19 protein-coding genes are annotated in these 18,526 nt (G+C 40.1%); 8 read left to right on the forward strand and 11 right to left on the reverse strand.

Annotated elements, in window-relative coordinates; genetic code table 11:
* The first annotated feature begins 11 nt into the window (after positions 1-11).
* A complete protein-coding gene (gene dnaG, locus H4075_RS14125) occupies positions 12-1,940 on the forward strand; it encodes a DNA primase (protein ID WP_182801477.1) in 1,929 nt (642 codons plus the stop codon).
* On the opposite strand, the gene H4075_RS14130 is transcribed toward dnaG, so the two are convergent.
* From H4075_RS14130 to H4075_RS14170, 9 genes are all read right to left on the reverse strand, one after another.
* Complete coding sequence (locus H4075_RS14130) at positions 1,937-2,551, reverse strand: phosphatase PAP2 family protein (protein WP_182801478.1); 615 nt, start codon at positions 2,549-2,551, stop codon at positions 1,937-1,939. The genes dnaG and H4075_RS14130 overlap by 4 nt on opposite strands.
* A 13-nt stretch (positions 2,552-2,564) precedes the next feature.
* Positions 2,565-3,086: a class IV adenylate cyclase gene (locus H4075_RS14135; RefSeq protein ID WP_182801479.1), complete on the reverse strand. Its 522-nt coding sequence runs from the start codon at positions 3,084-3,086 to the stop codon at positions 2,565-2,567.
* A 57-nt stretch (positions 3,087-3,143) separates the two neighbouring features.
* On the reverse strand, positions 3,144-3,590 hold the full coding sequence (locus H4075_RS14140) for a hypothetical protein (protein ID WP_182801480.1): 447 nt from the start codon (positions 3,588-3,590) through the stop codon (positions 3,144-3,146).
* Positions 3,591-3,743: 153 nt separating this feature from the next.
* Positions 3,744-4,556, reverse strand: a complete 813-nt coding sequence (locus tag H4075_RS14145) for a M48 family metallopeptidase (RefSeq protein WP_182801481.1) — start codon at positions 4,554-4,556, stop codon at positions 3,744-3,746.
* Between the two features lie 75 nt (positions 4,557-4,631).
* Positions 4,632-5,258, reverse strand: a complete 627-nt coding sequence (gene plsY, locus H4075_RS14150; protein ID WP_182801482.1) for a glycerol-3-phosphate 1-O-acyltransferase PlsY — start codon at positions 5,256-5,258, stop codon at positions 4,632-4,634.
* 1 nt (position 5,259) lies between these two features.
* Positions 5,260-6,078: a 50S ribosomal protein L11 methyltransferase gene (gene prmA / locus H4075_RS14155; RefSeq protein WP_182801483.1), complete on the reverse strand. Its 819-nt coding sequence runs from the start codon at positions 6,076-6,078 to the stop codon at positions 5,260-5,262.
* Positions 6,079-6,155: 77 nt separating this feature from the next.
* The gene (gene pnp / locus H4075_RS14160) at positions 6,156-8,333 is read right to left on the reverse strand and encodes a polyribonucleotide nucleotidyltransferase (RefSeq protein WP_182801484.1); all 2,178 of its coding nucleotides are present in this window, start codon (positions 8,331-8,333) and stop codon (positions 6,156-6,158) included.
* 160 nt (positions 8,334-8,493) lie between these two features.
* On the reverse strand, positions 8,494-8,766 hold the full coding sequence (gene rpsO, locus H4075_RS14165; protein ID WP_182801485.1) for a 30S ribosomal protein S15: 273 nt from the start codon (positions 8,764-8,766) through the stop codon (positions 8,494-8,496).
* A gap of 85 nt (positions 8,767-8,851) precedes the next feature.
* Positions 8,852-9,319, reverse strand: a complete 468-nt coding sequence (locus tag H4075_RS14170) for a nuclear transport factor 2 family protein (RefSeq protein ID WP_182801486.1) — start codon at positions 9,317-9,319, stop codon at positions 8,852-8,854.
* Between the two features lie 305 nt (positions 9,320-9,624).
* On the opposite strand from H4075_RS14170, the gene H4075_RS14175 reads away from it, so the two are divergent.
* Genes H4075_RS14175 through H4075_RS14185 form a run of 3 tightly spaced genes read left to right on the forward strand, consistent with a single transcriptional unit; the run spans position 9,625 to position 12,262 of the window.
* A complete protein-coding gene (locus H4075_RS14175; protein WP_182801487.1) occupies positions 9,625-9,987 on the forward strand; it encodes a hypothetical protein in 363 nt (120 codons plus the stop codon).
* A 42-nt stretch (positions 9,988-10,029) separates the two neighbouring features.
* Positions 10,030-11,151 carry a glycosyltransferase gene (locus H4075_RS14180; RefSeq protein ID WP_255460199.1) on the forward strand — a complete coding sequence of 374 codons (1,122 nt, stop codon included), beginning with the start codon at positions 10,030-10,032 and terminating at the stop codon, positions 11,149-11,151.
* The gene (locus H4075_RS14185) at positions 11,144-12,262 is read left to right on the forward strand and encodes a glycosyltransferase (protein WP_182801488.1); all 1,119 of its coding nucleotides are present in this window, start codon (positions 11,144-11,146) and stop codon (positions 12,260-12,262) included. The genes H4075_RS14180 and H4075_RS14185 overlap by 8 nt, the downstream gene beginning before the upstream one ends.
* On the opposite strand, the gene H4075_RS14190 is transcribed toward H4075_RS14185, so the two are convergent.
* The gene (locus H4075_RS14190; RefSeq protein ID WP_182801489.1) at positions 12,243-12,929 is read right to left on the reverse strand and encodes a cell division ATP-binding protein FtsE; all 687 of its coding nucleotides are present in this window, start codon (positions 12,927-12,929) and stop codon (positions 12,243-12,245) included. The genes H4075_RS14185 and H4075_RS14190 overlap by 20 nt on opposite strands.
* Positions 12,930-12,989: 60 nt before the next feature.
* Here H4075_RS14190 and H4075_RS14195 point away from each other — a divergent pair, with 60 nt between their 5' ends.
* The 3 genes from H4075_RS14195 to H4075_RS14205 all read left to right on the forward strand — a co-directional run bounded on the left by H4075_RS14195 (position 12,990) and on the right by H4075_RS14205 (position 16,328).
* A complete protein-coding gene (locus H4075_RS14195) occupies positions 12,990-13,397 on the forward strand; it encodes a GldM family protein (RefSeq protein WP_182801490.1) in 408 nt (135 codons plus the stop codon).
* A 79-nt stretch (positions 13,398-13,476) separates the two neighbouring features.
* Positions 13,477-13,848 carry a BlaI/MecI/CopY family transcriptional regulator gene (locus H4075_RS14200; RefSeq protein WP_182801491.1) on the forward strand — a complete coding sequence of 124 codons (372 nt, stop codon included), beginning with the start codon at positions 13,477-13,479 and terminating at the stop codon, positions 13,846-13,848.
* 449 nt (positions 13,849-14,297) lie between these two features.
* The gene (locus tag H4075_RS14205) at positions 14,298-16,328 is read left to right on the forward strand and encodes an N-acetylmuramoyl-L-alanine amidase (RefSeq protein WP_255460457.1); all 2,031 of its coding nucleotides are present in this window, start codon (positions 14,298-14,300) and stop codon (positions 16,326-16,328) included.
* A 1-nt stretch (position 16,329) separates the two neighbouring features.
* Here H4075_RS14205 and H4075_RS14210 read toward each other — a convergent pair whose 3' ends face one another.
* Positions 16,330-17,502, reverse strand: a complete 1,173-nt coding sequence (locus H4075_RS14210; protein ID WP_182801493.1) for an AIR synthase related protein — start codon at positions 17,500-17,502, stop codon at positions 16,330-16,332.
* Between the two features lie 71 nt (positions 17,503-17,573).
* On the opposite strand from H4075_RS14210, the gene H4075_RS14215 reads away from it, so the two are divergent.
* The gene (locus tag H4075_RS14215) at positions 17,574-18,509 is read left to right on the forward strand and encodes a bifunctional riboflavin kinase/FAD synthetase (RefSeq protein WP_182801494.1); all 936 of its coding nucleotides are present in this window, start codon (positions 17,574-17,576) and stop codon (positions 18,507-18,509) included.
* Positions 18,510-18,526: the final 17 nt, after the last annotated feature.

The following is an 18,526-nucleotide window of genomic DNA, read 5'->3' on the forward strand; positions in this document are numbered from 1 at the left end:
TTTGCCAGCCCGTGATAAGTCAGGATACCATACAACAGATCTTAAGCCGCATTGATATTGTGGAAATAGTGGGCGGTTTCGTGAAGCTGAAGAAACGTGGCGCCAATTATCTCGGCCTCTGCCCTTTTCACAATGAGAAAAGTCCTTCGTTCACTGTATCTCCCGCCAAAGAACTATACAAATGTTTTGGTTGTGGCAAGAGCGGCAACGCTGTGAGTTTTTTGATGGAACACGAGAAATACAGTTACGTTGATGCTTTAAAATTTCTTGCAGCCAAATACAATGTTACAGTTGAAGAAACCTATTCTTCTCCAGAAGTAAAAGAACAACGCCAAACAGCCGACAGTCTTTACATCATCAACTCCTTTGCTCAACAGTTTTTCAGTAAGCAGCTGTTTGATACCGAAGAAGGACAAGCTGTTGCTTTAAGTTATTTGAAAGAACGTGGTTTCAGAGAAGATATCATTCAGAAATTTCAACTCGGTTATTCGCCACGTCAACGTGATGCGTTTACAAGTGAAGCTTTGAAACAACAATACAATGCAGAGCTGCTCACCAAAACAGGTATTGTTGCTGAACGAAACGGTGAGCTGATGGATAATTACCGTGAACGTATCATCTTTCCTGTTCATAATAACACAGGAAAGATCATTGGCTTTGGCGCACGTATCATTGGTAAAAAAGAAAATGCGCCGAAGTATATCAACACACCGGAAAATGAAGTTTATATCAAGAGTAAAATTCTCTACGGCACTTACTTTGCACGACAGTCGATTGATAAGAACGATGAATGTTTACTGGTAGAAGGTTATACCGATGTTATCTCTCTTCACCAGGCTGGTATTGAAAATGTGGTGGCAAGCGGCGGCACTTCACTTACTCCTGATCAATTACGGTTGATCAAAAAATACAGTAACAATCTTACGATTTTATATGATGGTGATGCTGCAGGTGTAAAAGCAGCCATGCGTGGTTTGGATCTGGCATTGGAAGAAGGATTGAATGTTCATCTTGTATTGATCCCTGATAAAGAAGATCCTGACAGTTATGTCAATAAAGTTGGCGCTTCAGGTTTTATTGAATTCATCAAACAGAATAAAAAAGATGTTATTCTCTTTCAGCTGGAGGTAATGCTGAAAGATGCCGGGAACGATACAACGAAAAAAGCAGCGGCTGTTAATATTATTGCTGAGAGTATCAGTCGTATAAATAAGGTTGAAGACTTTACACGTCAGCAAGATTATATCCATAAGAGTGCTGAGTTATTGAAGATCGATGAAGCAGGCTTGCATTCGTTGGTGAATAAGTTCATTCGTGAGCGAATGACGAAGCTGGAAGCAAAAAACACACGTGATGAAGAACAGCTTCCTGATTTTCCATCAACTGACAATTATGAAGACCCAACACTTCAACTCTTCAATACCGATGAGGTGCATGAACGTGCATTGGTGCGTTGCCTGCTTGAATTTGGCTTATTGCCTTGGGATGAAGAAACAACACTTGCGCAGCATGCATTGGCAGAGATTGATGAATGGGGCATGGTAGAACATCCTGACTTGCTGAACCTGGTTGAATTATATCGCCAGTTATACAATGCCGGTAGTGAACCAACCATGAAAGGTTTTCTTTTTCATGAAGATCAAACGGTGAGTAAGCATGTGGTTTCGTTAGCTGATTTCACGGAAGAGCTGAGCCCAAACTGGATACGTATTTACGAAAAACCATTTCCTACAAAAGATGAATTGTACCTGCAGGAAATGCAATCGATCCTTACTTATTTAAAGTTGCGCAAGATCAAAAAGATGATGGATGAAAACCAGCGTGACATGGAACGGGAGCATACCTCAGAAGAATTGGTAACGCTCATCAAAACACATCAGCATCTGAAACAACTTGAAATGGAACTCACCAAAGTAATGGGTACTGTGATCTTCCGTTAATCCCATTCTTTTTTTCGCAGCAGCCAGCACAAAAAATACGAGCTGATAAATCCTAAGGCTGCACCTGCCAATACATCTTCAGCAAAATGCGCTCCCACATAAATGCGTGAATAGCCAACAAGCACAGCAACTCCAAAAAAGAAAAGTTGTACAACTTTATTTCGTGAGGCAAAAGCAAGTAAACTGAAAGTTGCAAAAGCAGTTGTGGTATGGCCACTCGGGAAACTGTTATTCCCTTTCAGCAATTTATCGTCTACCCGATGAATACGTTCCGGTTGTTTGAAATAAGCACCGGGTCTTGGTCTTTGCTCAATACGTTTTATTGATTGCGCCAGTAATCCACTTAATAAGAACGAAAGAACCAGAAGTAATCCGAGTTTGCGTTTACCAACAAGAAATAAGATAACACCAAGTGCTGCCATAAAAATACCATCGCCGATGTAGGTGAAATATTTCAATATAACATCAGCCACATCTGTATGGCGGTTATTGAGAGCAAGAAATATCTGTTCTTTATTCCAATAGAAAAGAGCTGCGACACCAAGCACCAGCAGCAAAAGTGTTGCGTATGTAAAAAGATTGCGTACGGGATGATTGTATTTCCAGTTCATACCTATTACAAAACTAAGATTGATTCATCAACAGATCACTGTAAGAATGCGTTAAAAGATCATTCTCCCCTATTTGGAATTGCTGTAAATAAAAATAACATTGTTCCTTTATTTTCTCAAGACCAAGGCTGCCATCTTTATCAATTGCTTCAATTTCCACAAAACTGCCAAGCCCCTCTACTTCATCAATATGGAATTTCACATTACCGATGAACCAGATCTCCCGCTTCTTCTTCACCACTACTTTTACTCCGTGAGCTTTTATTAAGATTTCTTTCAGCAGATCAGCATTGTTATCAAGCGGCAACAATTTCACCTCACTCAACTTTGGACCGGCCTTGTTTTCACGATTGTAATAAATAAGTGCATTTTCAATAGGGCCTTGCCTCATTTTCAATCGTCCATTGGTTGTGTTAAAATAAGTGTCGGTTTGATCATCCACACCAATAAACCTGGCCTGTTGCTGCTGCAGGTAATTGCGGATAAAAGAAGCATTGGCAGAGCGTGCCTTTATTTCAATATTCTGATGACTCATGTAAACTAAAAAGCCGCCTTTGCAGACGGCTAGTGTAATTAGTTGGTGAAACCGGACTTAAGCTTCAGCTGGAGTTAACCTTGAAGTTCTGTTTGTTCTGGTTGGTTTTGGAGCTAATGCAATAGCGTGTTCAAAACGCATTGCTGTCCAAACATGATCCAACACTACTTCTTCTGAAGTTTCAAATCCGCACTGGCAAACAAATTGCCAGCTTCCATCACGGTTTAAATCGCTCACAATCTTGGAAGCAGATTTAGGATAAGCTACCCAGAATTTGGCATTTGGTGCCAAGGCAGGTAACACTTCCTTTAAGATTCCATTTAATTGATTCTGATTTACCGCAAAGATCAGGGCGAAATCGATCTTCTTACTACGCAGCAACGGAGTAACATTCTTGGCGAATGATAACTTTACAAATTGCTTTTCGATTGAAGAGGGTAACCCCTGGATTAATAAGTTCTTTTCTTCGTTCAATTGGAGTTTTTCCAAGAGAGAAATAGACATGCCAATGTAAATTTTGATGAGAACTAAAGTGGACTGCAAAGTTAGACCTTTTTTACCATTTCTAAAGGTCGTTAGCTAAAAATTTTAAAAAGAAGCGAATAAAAAATCCCGACTCAAGCAGTCGGGATTTTAAACCAATCTATTACGAATCAACTATTTACCTAATGGTTTGTAATAAGGCATCGCCTCTTTTACATATTGCTGCATTTTGTTGATACGTGTTTCGTCAGACGGGTGAGTACTTAGTATCTCAGGTGGTTTTTGTCCACCGCCAGCTTTTGCCATTCTTTGCCAGAATGGAATTGCCTCTTGCGGGTTATAACCGGCCATTGCTGCAAAACGTAACCCAAATTGATCTGCTTCCAATTCCTGTTTACGGGAGAAAGGAAGGGTACCTCCAACTGTAGTACCAATACCGTATGCATTCATGAACAGGTTTTGAGTTTCTGCTGATTTATTTGCAACAGCTACAGACAATGCAACGCCACCTAATTGCTGCGCCAAACCCTGGCTCATACGTTCGTTACCATGCAGGGCAATCGCATGTGCAATTTCGTGACCCATTACCACTGCCAAAGCGGCTTCGTTTTGGGTTACCGGTAACAGGCCTGTATATACTACTACTTTGCCGCCCGGCATACACCATGCATTTACTTCCTTATTATCAACAAGGTTAAATTCCCATTTATACCCGTCGAGAATATCAGACTTGCCTTGTTGTTTTAAGTAGTTGGTGATAGCTGCTGCTATCCGTGTTCCAACACGACGCACCATTTCTGCATCTTTATTCACACTTACCGGCACTACTTTACTTTGTGACAGGAACTGCTGATATTGCTGTGTTGCCATGGCCTGTAATTCTTTTTCAGGTAACAACTTAAGCTGACTGCGACCTGTGATCTGGTTCTTCGCACAACCTACCATCAGGAACGCCACCACTATAAATGAGCTTAGTATCTTTTTCATCTTATGTTTATTTTTCTTATTGATTTCAATTTACGTACCAAGTTTAAAACTGATGCTTTGCAAAGAACGTTAAGATTATTTTTTCTTACGCAACCCTTTGAACTTGTTTTCAGTCCCCGCAATTAACCGTTTAATATTTGAACGATGCATTACAATTACAAGCAAAGCTGCAATCACTGAAAACCAACGCATATATACATTCGTTTCTTTTACTGCAAACCAAACACATGCTGCAAAAACAATAACGGCGATGACGGAACCAAGTGAAATATACTTTGTTAAAAAAACAACAATAAGAAACGCTCCAATGCTGATGAGTGCTGTCCAGGGTTGTATTGCTAGTACCACACCAAATAAAGTTGCCACTCCTTTACCGCCCCTGAAACCTGCGAATACCGGGAATATGTGCCCAGCTACTGCTACCAAGCCGAATATCAATTTCCAGAATGTCTGTTCACCACTCAACCAATCAGACGATTGAACTGCATGTGCAAGTTGCACTGCTGCTATTCCTTTCCCCATATCGATCACCAATACAATAATCCCCCATACCGAACCCAACACACGAAATGTATTGGATGCTCCCATGTTTTTACTGCCGTGTTCACGGATATCGATATTAAAAAAAAATTTACCGATCCAGTAGGCAGTAGGTATTGAGCCAATGAGATAAGCTGATATGATGAGCAGAAATAAATTCATCTTAGCTTAATTTCTGAAATAACAAAGCACTCCAGTTATTACGATCAGATGATGTGATCAAACTCAAGTGATGAGCGTTTGCTGCATCAATGAGCAATTGATTCTCCTCTTTATAAAATCCACTGATGATGATAGAGCCACCACTGTTGAGCGATGCAGCCATGGTTCCCATGTACTGCAAAAGAATATGACGATTGATATTGGCCAGTATAATATCGAATTGCTGTGTTGAAGGAACCTCAGCTTTTTGCACCGTAATGTTCCTGCAATGATTGGCTTCAACATTCTCTCTTGAATTTTCAATGCACCAATCATCGTTATCAACTGCCAACACCGATGATGCACCTAATTTTTCTGCAAGGATAGCAAGCACAGCAGTACCACACCCAAAATCAAAAACAGATTTATTGTTGAAGTCAATTCCCTGCATTAACTTCATTACCTGCCAGGTGGTTGCATGATGACCTGTACCAAAACTCATTTTTGGTGTGATGACAATTTCATGCTGCACTGTTGCAATCGGTTGATGAAAGTGTGCACGCACAGCAACAAACTCATCCACAATAACAGGTTCGTAGCTACTCTCCCATTCTGCATTCCAGTTTTTAGGAGCAATTACTTCTTTCGTGTACCCTAAACCAAAAGGTTGTAACAACTCATTCAGCTGTTTTTCATTGTACACATCTTCATTGATGTAGGCGTTCAATTCAGTTCCTGTTTCCTCAAAACCATCATAACCTTCTTCACTTAACAATGCCAGCAGAATTTCCTGTTGCTCGTCGCTGGCAACAGGCAGTGTTATTTTGATGTAGTTATTCATAATAAATCTTCATACCTGACGTAATAAAAAAGTCCCGCTTTTCAGCGGGACTGTAAAGGTCATTTATTTAAATGAAATTAAAGACGCTCTTCGCCATTGTTCTCATCTTGTCTTGGCTGAACCTGTGGTCTTGGTGCTGCGTCTGGTTTCGGCATCAAGGCTTTGCGGCTAAGTTTGAATTTGCCTGTGCGAGGATCTAAACCAATCAATTTCACTTTCACAACATCACCAACATTCAATACGCCTTCCATGCTGTCTAAACGTTTCCAGCTTATTTCACTGATGTGTAACAAACCTTCTTTCTTTGGCAGGAATTCAACAAATGCGCCGAATTCTTTAATTCCTTTTACGGTTGCTTCATATACAGCACCTACTTCCGGAACCATTACAATACCTTTCACCCAAGCCACAGCTTTATCCAATCCTGTTTTCTCTTGTGAGAAGATGCTTACCTCACCGTAGTTACCTACTTCTTCAATTGTAATTGTTGTACCTGTTTCACGCTGAATTTCCTGGATCACTTTACCACCGGGTCCGATAACTGCACCAATAAATTCTTTATCAATGATCAGTTTCTCCATACGTGGTGCATGTGGCTTCACCTCAGGACGTGCCTCAGGCATACACTCATACATTGCATCAAGAATGTGCAAACGACCAGCTTTTGCCTGGTTCAATGCTTCACGCATTACATCCATGCTCAAACCGTCAACTTTAATATCCATCTGCACACCGCAAATACCTTCACGTGTACCTGTTACTTTAAAGTCCATATCACCAAGATGATCTTCATCACCAAGGATGTCAGTTAAGATCGCATACTTACCATCACCACGTGTAATCAAACCCATTGCAACACCACTCACGTGTTTTTGCACCGGAACACCTGCGTCCATCAATGCCAATGAACCGGCACAAACGGTTGCCATAGATGATGAACCGTTTGATTCAAGAATATCACTCACTACACGAACAGTGTATGGATATTCGCTACCAGGCATCATTTGCTTTAATGAGCGTTGTGCAAGCATACCATGACCAATTTCACGACGACCGGCACCACGCATCATTTTTACTTCACCTGTAGAGAATGGAGGGAAATTATAATGCAGGAAGAATTTTGAATAGTTGCTGTTAGCAGCACTCTCCACCAACAATTCATCAAGCTTAGTACCTAATGTAACTGTTGTTAATGATTGTGTTTCGCCACGTGTAAACAACGCCGAACCGTGTGGCGTTGGCAATGGTTCAATTTCCATTGCAAGCGGACGCACCTCATCTAACTTACGGCCATCCAAACGCACACGATCTTCAAGGATCATATCACGCACCACTTCCCATTTCAGATCTTCGTAATATTTCTTGGCTAATTTTTTCTCAACATCAGTTGCTTCTTCACCAAGGCTGGCAATCAATTCTTCTTTCAGTTTGCTGTAAGCTTCACTGCGTTCGTTCTTAGCACTGCCCGCTTTCGAAATAGCGTATACTTTTTCTTTTGCGAAAGTGATCACCTTCTGGTTGATCTCCTCGTTACCTTCAGGCTTTTTGTACTCACGTTTTCCTGTAACACCTTTTGCATCTCTTAATTCTGCCTGTGCTTTGATTTGAATGCGGATAGCATCATGTGCCATTTGCAATGCATTCACCAGGTCTTCTTCACTGCATTCTTTTGCTTCGCCTTCCACCATCATCAGGTTCTTTTCAGTAGCTGCGATGAGGAATTCGGAAGTTGCTCTTGCTAATTGTGAACGGGTTGGGTTGATCACCATTTCGCCATCAACATTTGCAATACGCACTTCAGAAATAATTTCTTTGATCGGAATATCTGAAACAGCTAACGCTGCAGATGCAGCCAAACAAGCCAATGCATCGGGCATAACCTCTGCATCAGATGAAACGAGGCTGATCAACACCTGTACATCGCATAAATAATCCTCAGGAAATAAAGGGCGTAAAGCACGGTCAACCAAACGACTGGTAAGAACTTCGTAATCGTTTAATCTTGCTTCACGTTTAAAAAATGAACCCGGAATACGACCGGCAGAAGCGAATTTTTCCTGGTAATCTACTGACAATGGGAAAAAATCCTGGCCTTCTCTTGGTTCTTTATTGGCTACAACTGTTGCCAGAATAATACAATTGCCCTGGCGAACAGTTACAGCACCATCTGCCTGGCGGGCAAGTTTACCGGTTTCAATGGTAACGATGCGGCCACCACCCAGATCGAATGATTTACTGATAGGTTGTGATAACATACTAAAATGTTGTTTGTGAATTGACAAGCAGGCAGGCGGGGAGAAAGCCATACAGGCAATTCTGTGATAAATTTAATTGAAGGGAGAAACCTGTAAGAAAAACAAAATTCCCAACCGCATTAAATGTGTTGGGAATAATGATTTATTTACATATCCGTAATTATTTACGGAGTCCGAGTTTCTCAATCAGTGCACGGTAACCCTGGAGGTTAGTTTTGCTCAGGTAGCTGAGTAAACTTTTACGTTGACCTACCAGTTGCATCAAGCCACGGTTAGTAGAGAAATCTTTTTTGTTCTCTTTCTGGTGAGTGGCGATGTGGTTGATACGCTCAGTAAGAAGAGCGATCTGTCCTTCAATAGAACCGGTGTTTTTTTCAGAACCACCGAAAGTTGCGAAAATGCTTGCTTTTTTTTCTTTTGTAATTGCTGACATCTCAGATTTTTTTAATTGACATCCAAATTTTTCATCTATAAATTGGCGGCAAAGGTAGGGGAAAAGTCTGTAAAATAGCTACATCTCAGGCCGAAAAATTCCTTGAAATGTAGCGATTGAGGCCTTCACGGGCTGTTTTTTGTACTTTTTTCCTGAAAAATGCGGTGCCCCCCAGCAATTTCCCTTTGAAGCCAATGGCCTGGGCAGCCCATTTATGCAGATCGAAACTATCGGTATGGCGATAGATCTTCCCGTCTTTAAATTCAAATTCAGCATGAATACGGTTGATGACCCGGCGCCCCGTGGCTGAAAAGATGTACACAGCCACCCAATCGGCACTGCCTCCTTGTTCGTTTGCCTGCACATGGCTGTAGGTGATTTCCAATTCTCCTTTACTGCGTTCAATAAGCATCTTCCACATAGCCGGCACTTCTTTTCCCTTCAAACCAACAAATACCTCGTCGGTAAATTCGGCTTCGGGATGGTAACAGGCCTCCATCGTTTGCGCATCGCCACGACCGAAAGCGGAGTAAAACGTTTCAATAATATTCATCTATTCAAGTTAGAAATTCAATTGCAGAATTTCGCTATTCTTTCTTTATTTATCTTTCACGCTAAAAACCGATGCAGTACTTCTACAGTTTATTTCTTTTACTCGTCTGTTTGGAAGCCACATCGCAAGAAAATCAATATACCAGCAAGCTTACAACGGCAAGCATTCTTTCGCCAGGTTTAACTTATGAGCATCCTCTAACAAATAAATTAACCATAAAAGGGAAGGCTGCATTTGCTGTTGGTTGGTCTTTCGTAGTTTCTTAGTCATTCGGTCAATCATATTCGTTTTCTCCTACAGGTGTAGTGGCAAGTCAGCTTCGCTACTATTACAATTTTGCTTTGCGTGAACAGAAAGAAAAAAACATTGCTCATAATTCAGCTAACTATATTTCGTTTTTAGCCAAGTATTCGTATTCAGGTATTACTTATTACCGTGGCGACTCATTTAGTGAATCAGTCGGCGGCCCGAGAAATTATTCTGTCAAAGAAGCTTCGCACATGCCGAATGTTGGAATTGTGTGGGGTATTCAACGTAATTATAAAAATCGTTTCAGTATTGATTGCAGTGTTGGACCAAGCTTGTATGCGCCACTGGTGAACAACGAGTTCAATTTTATTGCAGATATATCAATTGGAATTTGGCTTGGGAAAAAATCTAACGAATAACTGATCATTCTATTTCCTAATTTGCGCAAAACCAACTCCCGCTTGGCAAGCATTATCTGTACAGTAACCAATGACCTTACCTACGATCAACGTATGATCCGTATCTGTTCCACCCTTGCACATCAAGGATACACTGTTACGCTGGTTGGTCGTGAGTTAAAAGAATCAGCCGTTTTACAGCAACAGGCATTTATCCAAAAAAGACTGTATTGCTTTTTTACCAAAGGGCCTTTATTTTACGCTGAATACAATCTCCGTTTATTTTTCTGGTTGCTGTTTCAAAAAGCCGATTGTATCTGTGCAATTGATCTTGATACCATCCTCCCCTGTTTATTTGCATCGCAACTGAAAGGAACGAAACGGGTGTACGATGCACATGAGTTGTTTTGTGAGATGAAGGAAATTATAACGAGACCATCACGTTATAAAATGTGGAAATGGATCGAACAGTTTGCTGTTCCGAAATTTAAGCATGGTTATACGGTATGTGAACCAATTGCAGATGAATTTGAGAAAATGTATGGAGTGAAGTATGAGGTTGTGAGAAATGTTCCCTTTGAAAAAAAATCCAAAATCCAAATTCCAAGGGACAAGGAACAAGAAACTTCAAACTACAAACCACAAACTTTCTTGCTCTATCAAGGTGCCGTAAATGAAGGCCGCAGTTTTGAAACGTTGATCCCGGCCATGAAACATGTTGAAGTGCCTTTGCATATTTATGGTGATGGTAATTTCATGGAGCAGACGAAAAAATTAATTAAAGCAAATCATTTACAGGATAAAGTATTGTTGAAAGGAAAAATAAAACCAGCAGAGCTGAAAGAAATTACTGAGACTGCTTATGCCGGCATTACACTGTTTGAAAATAATGGCTTGAGTAATTATCTTTCACTTGCCAATCGTTTTTTCGATTACATACAAGCAGGTACTCCGCAACTGTGCGTTGATTATCCTGCTTATAGGCAGATCAATGATCGGTTCGGCATTGCGTTGCTGATACCTGATACAACAGAAGAAAGCATTTCAAAGGGTTTAAACCTTTTACTGACTGACGCTGTTCTATATGCACAACTGAAGGAGAACTGCAAACAGGCTGCTGCCATCTTAAACTGGCAGGAAGAAGAAAAAATATTGATTCAATTTTACAAAAAGCTACTTGGATAAACATTTACATATCGTTTCATTTGACGTTCCTTATCCCGCCGATTATGGTGGCGTTGTGGATGTGTTCTATAAAATAAAAGCATTGCATCAACTGGGTGTTCATATTCACCTGCATTGTTTTGAATACGGACGTGGAGAGCAACCTGAACTGGAAAAATATTGTACAGAAGTACATTACTATCCAAGGCAGGAAGGTCATAAAGGTTTTTCATTGCAACTCCCTTACATTGTTGCCTCACGCAATGATGAGGAATTATGGAAACGTTTAAATGCAGATGAACATCCTGTTTTATTTGAAGGAGTGCATTGTACCTACGGTATTTCAAACGGAGCCATCTCAAAAAAAAATATTGCGATACGGCTGCATAATACAGAGTTTGAATATTACAAACAGTTGGGCAAATGGGAATCATCGTTAGTACGCAAAGCCTATATGAACCATGAAAGCCGTTTACTGAAACGTTATGAAGAAAAATTAAAAGACCATCTCATTCTTTCATTGTCAAAGGACGACTGTACCACCTATCGTAAACTCTTTAAAGCAACCAATATCCATTACCTGCCTGCATTTATTCCAACAAGTATGGTTACGAGCAAAACAGGCAAAGGCAATTTTATTTTATACCATGGTAATTTATCAGTTGCTGAAAATGAAAAAACAGCTACCTGGTTATTAGAGAAAATCTTCAGAGATCTGGATATTCCGTTTGTTATTGCAGGGAAAAACCCTTCAGATAAACTGGTTGAACTTTCACATAAATGGCCACACACCTGTATTGTGGCAAACCCGAGTGAAACAGAATTGAATGATCTTATTCAGAAAGCACAGGTTCATATTCTTCCATCGTTCACACAATCGGGAATTAAATTAAAATTGCTCAATGCTTTATTTAAAGGACGACATGTATTAGCGAACGATGCCATGATCAATGGAACAGGGCTTGAAAATGCCTGTCAGAAAGCAAATAACACAACTGAATTCAAGTATCATGCCTTCCGTCTATTTCACAAAGAATTTACGGATGATGATATCCAAATAAGAGAAGGACTGTTGCAGGAACAGTTCAACAATAAAAAAAATGCAATGGTGCTTATGCGTGTTCTACAGTAGCATTATCCCACACTTTGCCGGCTTCCGTTTTCACCATGCGTGCAGGAAATTTTTTGATCACCATAAAATCATGGGTTGCCATAATAACCGTTGTGTTATAATCTTTGGCTACCTGTATCAGCAGGTTCATGATCTCATCGCTTGTTTCGGGATCGAGGTTACCCGTAGGCTCGTCAGCCAATATTAGTTTAGGAGAGTTGAGCAAGGCACGTGCAATATCAACACGTTGCTGTTCACCGCCACTCATTTCAAATGTCATTTTAAATCCTTTCGATTTCAATCCCACTTTATCCAACACATCATTGATCTTTTCTTCCATCAGGTTTTCATCTTTCCAACCGGTCGCCTTCAACACAAACTTTAAATTCTCATGTACATTACGATCGGTGAGTAATTGAAAATCCTGGAACACCACACCGAGACTACGACGGAGAAAAGGTACTTTCTTCCAATCCATCTCCCGCAGGTTAAACCCGGCCACAGTAGCATCACCTTCAGTTAAGGCCAATTCACCATACAATGTTTTCAGTAAGGATGATTTACCGGTACCAGTTTTACCAACGAGGTACACGAATTCACCCTGATTTACTGTAAGATTTACATCACTGAGAATCAAATTTCCGCTCTGGTATATATTAACGTTCTTTATTTCTACGATTGGAGGCATTCTTTTTAGCTTTTGGCAAAAGTATGTAAATTAGAATCAAATAAAAGCTTCCTGCAAATCATGAAAAACATATTAACGCTGCTTTTGCTGATTTCAATCAACAAAGTATTTGCGCAAACATCTACTTCCGGCAATGGCTCACAAACTCCGAAAGACCCAACAGCATTCGTTGCCGGATCATCGGGTGGAAAAATTGCAGCAGCTGTTTTTAAAGCAGCAAAAACGATTGAAGTAAAAAGTCCTGATACTTCTGCCGCAGTTACTTCTTACACAATTTATTTTCAAAGCAAAGGTTTTGAAACTGCACCTGGTATATTAGAAAATATCAAAGGCAATCTTTTTACGAAAGATGTTGTCCGCTTACTTGCAAGATGTGTTCCCGGCACCACCGTTACCATTGATGCTATAAAAGTTATGTCGGGTGGCGTTATCAAAAAGGTTCCATCGCTCCATTTTATTCTTCAATAACACGAATCAATTTCCTGCAAAAAATCCTTTAACTAAAAATTTAGTTGTTAAACTAATTTTTTAGTTATACATTCGGTTTATGAATACGGAAAAACTTAAACCGCTTACAAAAGCTGAAGAACAGGTGATGCAGATTATCTGGAAACTCAACAAAGCTTTTTTGAGAGAGATCGTGGATGCTATGCCAATTCCAAAGCCACATCAAAACACAGTAGCAACGATTCTTAAGATTCTGATCGATAAAAAATATGTGAAGGCTGATGTGATTGGCCGTATGCACCAGTACTACCCTGCTATATCGAAAGATATTTATTCGAAAGCCAGTATGAAAAACCTGGTGAAAGGATATTTTGAAGGATCGTTTTCAGAAGCTGTTTCCTTTATGGTAAAAGAAAACAACCTGAGCATTGAAGAGCTGGAGCTTCTATTACAAACACTGAAAAAGAAATAACCATGACTGCCTTTGCTGAATACCTGTTAAAAGTAATGATCTGTTCCGGTGTATTGACCGGTTATTACTGGCTTGCACTCCGCAATAAATTATTTCATAGCTGGAACCGCTATTACTTGCTGGCTGCAGTTATCATATCGTTACTGTTGCCATTTGTCAAGATCAGTTTTATTACTGAACCTCAACCCGAGAACTTACCCGCTTATACAATTCTGCAAAGCGTTACTACCAACGAAGTCTGGTTTCCTGAACAAACACCTGCTGCAACTGAAACCTTCACCAGAGAGCAAGCAAGTATTATGTTATATGTGCTTGTATCTATTGCGCTTTTTATAACACTTCTTATAACGTTATTACGAATCAAAAAACTGATCACTGCCTACGAACATTGGAAAATGAAAGACCTCACATTTGTTGATACTGATGCGAAAGGGACGCCGTTTTCTTTTATGCGATTTATTTTCTGGAACAGGGAAATTGACTTTGATTCAGCACAGGGGCAACAGATATTTAAACACGAACTCATTCATGTAAAAGAAAAACACAGCATCGATAAGTTATTCCTGCAGCTTGTATTAATTATGTTCTGGATCAATCCATTCTTCTGGATCATACGGAAAGAATTAACGATGATCCATGAATTTATTGCCGACCGAAAATCTGTGAAAGACAGTGACGCATCTGCACTTGCAGCTATGATCCTCACCACTGCTTTCCCCGGGCATACTCTATCGCTCACCAATCCATTTTTTTATTCACCTATTAAACGAAGACTCCTTATGCTTTCCAAACTTCAAAACCCGAAAGTAGGCTACATCAGCCGTTTACTGTTACTGCCGTTGCTAACCATTTTATTTACCGCCTTTGCAATTAAGATCAAAGAGAATGATCGTTCCTCTTCTATTCCACGATTAGAAAAACAACTGACCGTTGTGATTGATGCAGGTCATGGTTTTAGAAATGGGACACGGCATGGCGCTGTTGGATTAAATGGAATAACAGAAGATGAAATTGCTTTGGCGATTACAAAAAAGATTCAACAATTGAATACAGATAAAAATCTGAAATTAATTTTTACAAGGAACGATGAAAAATTTGTTGAAACTAATGAGCGGGTAAAAATAGCAGAAGAAAATAAGTCTGACTTGTTTATATCCATTCATGCATCATATGTACCAACCCTGAAAAAAGATGGAAAAGAAGTTGAGAATCCAGCGAACGGATTTGAACTCTATATTGCAAGAGATGGAATAGCAAATGTACCTGCGAGCAGAGAATTAGGTTCGGCCATTATAAATGAAATGAAATCCGTAGTGTCTATCAGAGAACCAGGAATCAAACAACGTCAAATGGGTATTTATGTTTTGACTGCCTTGCAATGTCCGTCAGTACTGCTTGAATGTGGCTTTATTTCCAATTCAAAAGATTTAGCTTTTCTTACCAATGAAAAGAACCAAGAGAAAATTGCAGAAGCTGTGTTGAAAGGGATTGTGAATTATGCAACTGCAAAGCATCAAAATATATCAACTACTTTAGATACCTCTCCACTAACAAAAGATACAGTACCAAATACCGAAATTGTAATTCCTAAAGGCACTCCAATTTTTACAAAAGCTGAAATAATGCCAGCGTTCCCGGGAGGCGAAACTGCATGGAATAAATACATGGAAAAAACAATACGGGAAAATATAGATGCTTTGATGAAAGAAGGTAAGGAGGGGATTTGCGAAGTAGAATTTATCGTTAGCCCCGATGGCCTTGTTAATAAAGTAAAAGCCAAAACTATGGAGGACACAAAACTTGCAGACGTTTTAATCGAAGCTATTAAAAAAGGTCCCAAGTGGGTTCCTGCAAAACAAAACGGAAGAAAAGTACATTGCTGGACTACACAAAAACTAACATTACGTTTGCCTGTCAGCCAAAATGCCCCGATTTCCGTAGCAAATGCGTTTATGCAAAATTTGTTCATCGGCATAGATAATCCTTTGGTTGTATCAATGGGTAACACCCCGGGAAGTCAGTTACACGTTACGTCAAACAATGGTACAATAACAAAAGTAAATGGCACATGGGTGGCAAGACCCGCCTTTGAAGGGAAAGCAATTATTACAATTACAGATCAAACCACAAATCAAGAAGCGAAGGTACTTTTTACTGTAAAGCAGTTGGCTGTTCCTGCTATTACCTTTGGAGATTCAAAAGGCGGAAGAGTATCAGCAGAAAAAATATTACAATCAAAAAATCTACTGATTGAGGACGACTGGGAGTTGACAAACTATACTATTTATTTTACCGGAAAAGGTTTTGATGAACCATTTTTTGTAGCTGCAAACAAGTCACGTGAATTTAATCAACGGATACTTGAAGCTATTGCAAAATGTGGGCCCGGCACAACGATTGTAATTGATGAGATTGCTGCAAAGATGAAAAAATCAGAAATTATAATAAGGTCAACACCTCTTGCATTCAACCTCTATTAAATCAAAAAACTAATTCTTCATCCTTCAACTTAATCACTAACTCTTTCTTCTCACTCGCTTCTACCCTGCCAATCACCTGTGCATCTACACCAAACGACTTCGAGATGTTGATCAATGTATCAGCATCTTTTTCATTTGTATAGATCTCCAGTCTTGTGCCCATGTTGAACACCTGGTACATTTCACGGGCATCAGCACCAGAAGCATCTTTGATCAAATCAAAAATGATCGGCGGCGTAAAGAGATTGTCTTTTATGATCTTCATTGGTCCCGGTAAATATTTCATACACTTGGTTTGTCCACCACCACTGCAATGGATCAAGCCATGTACTGCATCAAAATGATTTTGCAATATTTCTTTCAGTACAGGTGCAAATGTTCTGGTTGGTGAGAGTAACAAGCGACCGATCAAACTAGTTTCGCCATTTGGTAATTTCACTTCATCAGCTAAACGATGCTTACCAATATACACCACATCATCACTCAACTTCGATTCAAATGTTTCAGGAAAATGATGCGCATAATATTTTTCCAATACATCATGTCGTGCACTCGTTAATCCATTACTTCCCAAACCACTGTTGTAAGATGTTTCATAATTCGCCTGTCCAAATCCTGCAAGCCCAACAATCACATCACCAGCCTTGATCTTATCATTACTGATCACTTTGTTCTTTGGCCAGCGAGCCGTCATTGTTCCATTGACAGCAATGGTACGCACTACATCACCCACATCCGCTGTTTCACCACCGAGGTAATGAATATTCACGCCATACTCTTTCAGCTGTGCAAACAACTCTGCAGAACCATTGATGATCTGCTCCAGCACTTCACCCGGAATGAGTGTTTTATTACGATCGACAGTTGAAGAGAATAAAATATTATCGTAGATCCCAACACAAAGCAGGTCGTCCAGATTCATCACAATGGCATCCTGTGCAATGCCTTTCCAAACAGATGCATTACCGGTTTCTTTCCAATACAAATAAGCAAGAATACTTTTGGTTCCGGCACCATCAGCATGGGTTACGTTTACCCAATCGGCATCGCCACCCAAATAATCGGGATAGAGTTTGCAAAACGCATTCGGGTATAATCCCTGGTCGAGATGTTCTACTGCCTTATGTACTTCTTCCTTTTGTGCCGAAACACCCCGTTTATTGTATAATGACATTCCGCTTTGTTTATGAGCCGCAAAACTAACACTTCCACGCTTCAAATGTGTTACTTTTGTGCCTTCAAATTATGAAGGTTTACAGAAGTTTGCAGCAGTTGCCCGTTTTTACGAACGCCGTTGTTACAATCGGCACTTTCGATGGTGTGCATCTTGGTCACCAGCAAATCATCCGGCAATTATGTGCCGAAGCAAAGGAAAATGGGGGCGAATCGGTCCTTATCAGCTTTTACCCACATCCACGGAAAATTGTTCAGCCTGAACGGTACATTCCTGAACTCACCACACTGGAGGAACGTATTGAACTGTTGAAACAGCAAGGGTTAGATAACCTGGTGGTAGTTCCTTTCAACAAAGAATTTTCGCAGCAAACAGCGCAGCAATACATCAAAAATTTCCTGGTCGATCGGTTTCACCCGTCGCTGATCATCATTGGTTACGATCATAAGTTTGGTAATAACCGTGAAGGCGATTATCGACTCTTGGAAAAAATGGGCGAAGAATATCAATACAGTGTAAAAGAAATTCCACAGCAGTTGCGGAATGAAGTGATTGTAAGTTCAACCAAAATAAGAGAAGCGATTGCCATTGGCGATGTAGAGAAAGCCAACCAACTGTTAGGTTATTCCTATTTCTTTCGTGGATATGTGGTGGAAGGAAATAAACTCGGTCGTAAGTTGGGCTACCCTACTGCGAACCTGCAGATACAGGATGCAGATAAATTAGTTCCTGCAAATGGTGTGTATGCGGTACAGGCACAAATAGAAGGTGAGTCGGGAATATTGAAAGGCATGATGAATATTGGCACAAGACCTACTGTTGATGGTACCACCAAAACCGTTGAAGTAAACCTGTTTGATTTTGAAGAAGACATTTACAACCGTCATTTAAAAGTGTTTGTAAAATATCATCTGCGGAATGAAGTAAAGTTCGACGGGTTGGATAAACTGATTGAACAATTACATAAAGACAAAGAAATATCTATCAGCAAACTGGCTGATAACTGAACTTAAGACAAACCTAA

Origin of the sequence: Lacibacter sediminis, assembly GCF_014168535.1 — a bacterium.
Classification (GTDB): domain Bacteria; phylum Bacteroidota; class Bacteroidia; order Chitinophagales; family Chitinophagaceae; genus Lacibacter; species Lacibacter sediminis.